The organism is Cryomorphaceae bacterium, assembly GCA_007695365.1.
In the GTDB taxonomy this organism is placed as follows: Bacteria; Bacteroidota; Bacteroidia; order Flavobacteriales_D; family SKUL01; genus SKUL01.
Genome location: REDV01000072.1, coordinates 1 through 6,231 on the forward strand (window position 1 = coordinate 1; position 6,231 = coordinate 6,231).

At 49.1% G+C, this 6,231-nt stretch carries 3 protein-coding genes; 2 read left to right on the top strand and 1 reads right to left on the bottom strand.

Annotated elements, in window-relative coordinates; translation table 11 throughout:
* Positions 1-1,495, bottom strand: a 1,495-nt coding sequence (locus tag EA392_05540) for a TonB-dependent receptor (protein ID TVR39752.1), incomplete at its 3' end; no start/stop codon positions are given.
* 340 nt (positions 1,496-1,835) lie between these two features.
* Between EA392_05540 and EA392_05545 the strand changes: the two genes are divergently transcribed.
* A complete protein-coding gene (locus EA392_05545; GenBank protein TVR39753.1) occupies positions 1,836-4,628 on the top strand; it encodes a TonB-dependent receptor in 2,793 nt (930 codons plus the stop codon).
* 33 nt (positions 4,629-4,661) lie between these two features.
* The gene (locus EA392_05550; GenBank protein TVR39754.1) at positions 4,662-6,074 is read left to right on the top strand and encodes a hypothetical protein; all 1,413 of its coding nucleotides are present in this window, start codon (positions 4,662-4,664) and stop codon (positions 6,072-6,074) included.
* The last annotated feature ends 157 nt before the right edge of the window (positions 6,075-6,231 follow it).

Consider the following 6,231-nt stretch of genomic DNA (forward strand, 5'->3'; position numbering starts at 1 on the left):
ATAGTGTTTCCTCACCGGTAGTGGTGTCCACATCGGCTCGATAACGGCGGTAGTCGGGTTGATCGCGGTAGGCGTATCCGTATCCCAAGGTCCAGTTCAAACGCGTGCGGTCTTCGTCCCAGAAGTGCCTTCCGGTAAGCTGACCTGAATATACCCCTCGGTACATCTGATCAAAGGAGTGGTTGTTGGGTGCATAATTAAATTCAAGGTCGTAACCGCGGCGGTTGATATACTGCGTGGTATTGGATACCGAGAGCAGGTTTTTGAACTCAATAATGTGATCGGGACTGAGCTGTACTGCAAAGTTGCTGATAATACCTGCGCGTATGTGGTGGTTGTACTGCTGGTCATCAAATTCGTATATGGGTACGCTTTGGTTGTTGATGAAATCGTAGGCGTTGAAATCGTTTCGCTCGACATCAAATATCTCCCGCGCATTGTTGTAGGTTACACTGGTAATGTTTCCCGCCTCTTTGCCGAAAATCTTGAATTTGCTTGCACGTGCAAACGCAAAGCTGCGGTCCATACCCGAACCTACTTCCTCGGGCAACCAATTATTGCGCAATGAGCGCCCCACCTGGTCAATCGCCCCTTCGCCCTGTGTATTGGTAACGCGGCGTATGTCCCGCGGGAAACCATCGGGTAAGTCGTTAAAACCATCGTTGATGCCCAGTTGGTGTAAGCCGGATCGCTCAGGCTGAAGAAATCGCTGAAATGAAGAACCCTCGCGAAAAGTGGTTCCCATGCTAAAGGTGGTAAACTCCTCGTCGGGGATGCTCTTGGTGTAGAGCTTTACGACTCCACCTGCAAAATCACCGGGCAATTCAGCCGCCGGGCTTTTGTAAATCATCATCCTGTCAATGACCTGCGATGGTACAATGTCAAAAGCAAACGATTTTACGTCTTCCTCCATACTCGGTGCAAACACATCATGCAGCATCACGTTGTTGTAGCGAGGGTTCAAGCCGCGAATCATGATAAAGTTGTTGCCGATGATGGTTACCCCGGGCACCCGACGCGCAACGGCAGAGGCATCGCTGTCCTGGGTCTTTTCGATCATTTCGCTCGACACAGCGCTCACCACCTGCATACTTTTTCGGATGTCCATCAACACTGCGGCTTCGGTGTCGGTTTTGCGCGTTCCGGTAACTGCAAATTCCTTGAGCTGCTGAGCATTTTGGGTAATGCGGATGTCGAGTGTTTTCACCTCGCCCGCACCGACGCTCACCTGAATAGTGTCGGGGTTGTATCCTACAAATGAACATACTACCTTGTGCGTACCGGGCTCAACCACAAACTGGTATTTGCCGTCAAAATCGGTGGTGGTGCCAATGGTGGTTCCAAGTACAAAAACATTGGCGAATGCCGCTGGGCCGTCATCTTCGGTTACGGTTCCTTCGATGGTGGCTTTTTGGGCAAAAGACGAAAGAGAAAGAAATAGAGCCAGCAGGGTTAAAATGCACAATGATAGGCTGTAATGATATTTGGCGGTCATTGTAAAGTTGGGTTTAATCACAATGCAAATGAAATGCTGTGCAGTGTCTGCACTGTTACGACCCCATTACCATTGTGTAACCTGAGAATGCCGTTTTCGGGCAGTTGTCAGAAGACGGCGTATCGCCAATGTTAACACAATGTAAATTGCGTGATTCAGCTATTTTGGCTGGTTAATTGGCTAATGGGCAGGGGCGTGAAGAAGAAGTTGCAGTAAATGCTGGGCTGCGTGATGTTGCTGCTCGCAGGTAAAGCGTAAAGACACCTTAAACCAATGTTAACGTTGTTTGGCTCCCGTGTGAAGGACCTTTGCGCAGAATTTTTTGACAACCGAAAGGGAAATGACGCGAAGAATAGTTGCTGTTCTGCTTTTACTGATAAGTAGCTCTTGGGTGTACGCTCAGAACTACTCCATTACGGGCACCATTAAGGATACAGGAAGCAAGGAGCCTGTTATTGGGGCTATGGTAATACTGGCAGGCACGAATCACGGGGCAATCAGCGGTTTGGATGGTTCATTCATCATCAGAAATGTCCCGTCCGGATCTTATAACCTCGAATGCAGTTTCGTATCATTTAACAAGCATCAGCAGCAAATAAACCTGACAAGCGATAAGGTAATAAATATCGGACTTGTTGAGAGAAGCTCTGAACTGGGAGAAGTAGTTGTTACAGCAAGCCGCAACCGGGTAAGTGAAGGTAGTGCAAGAGCAGATGAGAAGAACTCCATGACTGTAATGAATGTGCTCTCGGCACAAAACATCGAGTTGTCCCCGGATATTAGTGCAGCCAACGCCATTCAAAGGGTGTCGGGTATTTCACTGCAGCGCAGCAGTACGGGCGACGGCCAGCATGCCATTTTGCGCGGAATGGACAAGCGCTACAACTACACTACGGTGAATGGAATCAAAATACCCAGTCCGGACAACAACAACCGCTATGTGCCACTCGACATCTTTCCGGCTGATATCATAGGCCGCATGGAAGTTTCAAAGGCACTCACTCCCGACATGGAGGGCGATGCCATTGGAGGAGCAATTAACATGGAATTGCGCGATGCTCCCGATGAGTTAATGGTACACGCCAGTTCGGCCCTGGGTTACAATACTTTTTTCTTTGGCGAAGAGTATCGCACCTTCAACCGAAGGGTTGTAAACCCGGAGTCTCCTTCTGCCATCAATGGCGCCGGCCACAGCGCCGGTATTGATGAATTTCCGATGGAAAACGGAGTACACGAATCCCGCAATGCGCCACTGGCTCAGCTTTACACTTTGTCATTAGGTGGACGTGTGGGTAAAAAGAAAAAACTCGGGGTGCTGGTATCGGGTAGCTACAACAGTACTCCACGGGGATCCGAGAGCTTAATCTACGACACCCGTACAGATCAGGAAACCAATCTTCCTGAATTGCGATCCATTATCAACACCAACCGATCTACTTTGCAGGAGCGTGCCGGGCTTCATGCAAAAATTGACTACCGATTCAATAAGAATCACACCATCAGTGCACATTCCATGTACAGCTACCTGTCGGAGGCAGAATCGCGTTTGCGTGTTGATACCAGCCTCACGTTCAACCGAAATGGCCCTGGCACAGGAAGGATAGAAAGCTGGTACCGAACGCGTCAGATGATCAGCAGAATATTCTCTAACAGCGTGCGCGGTGATCACCAGCTCACCAAAAACGTTGCACTTGACTGGACCGGTTCATACGCCTGGGCAACTTACGACGACCCGGATATGCTCGAGTATATGGTAACCACCGAACGTACCCGCCAACCCGACGGTACCATTACCCAGGGCCCCGTGGTATATGATAACACCAACTACCGCGGACATTGGCGCAGGTGGCGCGGAAATTCTGACACGGACTATTCCGGATACCTCAACCTCACCTTCACACCCCAACTCTTTGGCAACGAAGTGATGTTCAAAACCGGAGGGATGATTCGCAATAAGCAACGCGACAATTACTTTGACCGCTACAGGTTGATGCCAACACCCAATAACCAGCAATACACCGGAGACTTTCTGGATGCTGTGTTCGGCAACGTTGTAAACCCTCAGGGAACCAGTCAGAACGCCTTAAACTATGAATTGCAGGAAACCATCCTGGCGGCTTATTTCATGACAAAGTTCAATATTGGTAGCAACCTGGAAGTACTGGCCGGAGTGCGCGGTGAGCAAACCAATATGTCATGGATTTCCAATGCACCTTTTAATGTGGCCGGGCGAATCGGTGATCTCGATTACCTCGATCTGCTTCCCAGCATCCACTTGAAGTACGCGCTCAGTGACCAAATGAACCTGCGTACATCTTATTTCGAATCCATCAGCCGCCAGGGCTATTTTGAAGTGATTCCCTATTCTTTTTTCGAAGATGACCAGTTCAGGGAGGCCGGTAATCCCAATCTGGAAAGAGCACAAGCCCGCAATATTGACCTGAGATGGGAGTACTTCCCCGGTGCGCTGGACAAAATAATGGCTGGAGTTTTCTACAAGAACATTGTGAATCCCATTGAGTACACGGTTGTAAGACGGCCGGATCTGAACAACGACTTGTTTTTAAGTCCTGTAAACCTTGGAGTAGCCGAGAATTACGGCTTTGAACTCGATTTTGTGAAGTACGTGAATAAATGGGGCTTGCGCGGTAACTATACGTTTACGCTGTCGACCATCACCACGCCCAAAATCCGCAACTTCCGCGACGAAAACGGAATGCTCACCAACGAATTGGTTGATGAAACCCGTCCCTTGCAGGGGCAGTCGGTTCACCTGGGTAACCTCTCGCTGCTCTACAACAACCAACAGAGTAAAACCAATGCGCAACTCTCCCTGGTTTACACAGGCCGGCGGATTGCATTTGTTTCGCCTTTCCTCGGAATTGACCATTACCAGCGCGGACAGGTACACCTTGACCTCTCAGCGGAGCAAAAGCTGAGTAATCAGTTCTCAGTATTCATCAAAGTCAATAACCTTCTGAACACACCATTTGAACTGGAAATACCCGAAGCTCCCATCAATGTATCTGATGATGCCAATATAATTCCTCAGCCAGACCTCGATAACAGAGTGTTGGTTCGTCAGGATATTTTTCAGAGGTCCTTTCTCGTGGGCCTTCGCTTTAAACTGTAATCAATAATCTAATAACCCCATAAATTCAGAATCATGAAAAATCCAGTAAAACAAACACGGTGGTTGTCGTTGTTTCTGTTGGCAGGTATTGTAACATTTTCGTCGTGTAAAAAGGATGAGAAAGGATGTACCGATCCTACAGCAACCAACTACAACCCCAATGCAAAAGAAGACGATGGAAGCTGTGAGTACGAACAGCAGTCTGTTGAAATTACCAGCTCAACCGTGGAGCTTAGCGGCCCCATGCACGGAACACTGCTCGCAGGAAACACTTACAAGCTGGTGGGCGACCTGTTTATTCAATGCGGTCGTCAGATTGTTATGGAAGAAGGTGTTCGCATAGAATCAACCGGTGATGGAACCGTAGGTAACTGCCCGTCAATATACGTGAACGGAAGTTTCTACAGTATGGGAACCGAAGCCAATCCTAACTTCATTACTACCACGCCCGACAAGAGATTGCCGCAAAATTACCTTGGCGGTTACATCGGAACCATTGAAACAGGAAACTGTGCCAAAGACCTCGTGTTTAAGTGGACACACCTCGAGTTCCTGGGAGGCCCTTCGGGTCCGGGCTCTGCTATTTACGATGAAGGCGAAACCCGCAAAGGTATTCGTACCCTAACCGAACAGGTAAACCTTATCATCGAAGATAGTTGGTTTTTCGGAACCCGCGAAGATGCCATTCGTCCTGACGGCGGCCGGATTTCCATCATGCGAAACACATTTGAACTTTGCGGAGGCGAAGATGGCGAAGGTGTAAACGTGAAAGGCGGAACCGTAGGAGATATTGCCTACAACGTCTTTATCGGATGCGCAACCAACGGGCCTAAAGTGGCCAATAGTGGTGGAAAACCAACCCAGGCGAACATCAATACCTACAACAATACCATTCTTACCAGCGGATTTCGTCGTGTAGCCCCGGGCCGCGGAGGTTCTATCAACTATGAAGATGGTGCACGCGGAAAAGTGTATAACAACGTAATTGTAAACTGCCGTTTCGGAATGCGCGTAGTGCAGGGTACTGATTATAGTAACCTGCACATGGGGTACAACTACTACTTCGGAAACGGAAGCTACGAGGGAATCAGCTTTGCTGATGAATTTTATGCTTCATCTGGTGTGATTCCTGAGGAGTACCCCTTCCCGGCAACCGATATCACCACCAACGAAGACCCCATGTTTGAAGGGTACATCGTAACCCAATTCAGCGATGCGGATTACATGTTGGCTGATCAGCTTTCGTACAACCCGCTCAACATGAATGCTGTGAACGGTCAAAACCTGCGATTGGCGGCGGGCTCGCCGCTTATTGGCGCAGGTACTACCAGCTTCCAGCCGCTCAATGCTACAACTACCACCGGTATATACGCAGCCAATGTAACACCGCCCAGCGCGGACCTGGGAGCGTATCCGCTTGATGGTTCAGGAAATAAGCATAATTAAGCCAAAGCTACAGGCTTTTAGATTGGAAGATGTGCCCGCCTTGCCAAACCGGCAGGGCGGGCACATCATTTTAGGCCCGAAACTCCGGGTGACAATTTGTCTGCATATTTGCGCTGGCAAACAATTTGCCCATCGCGGGCATGCGGTATTTTAAACA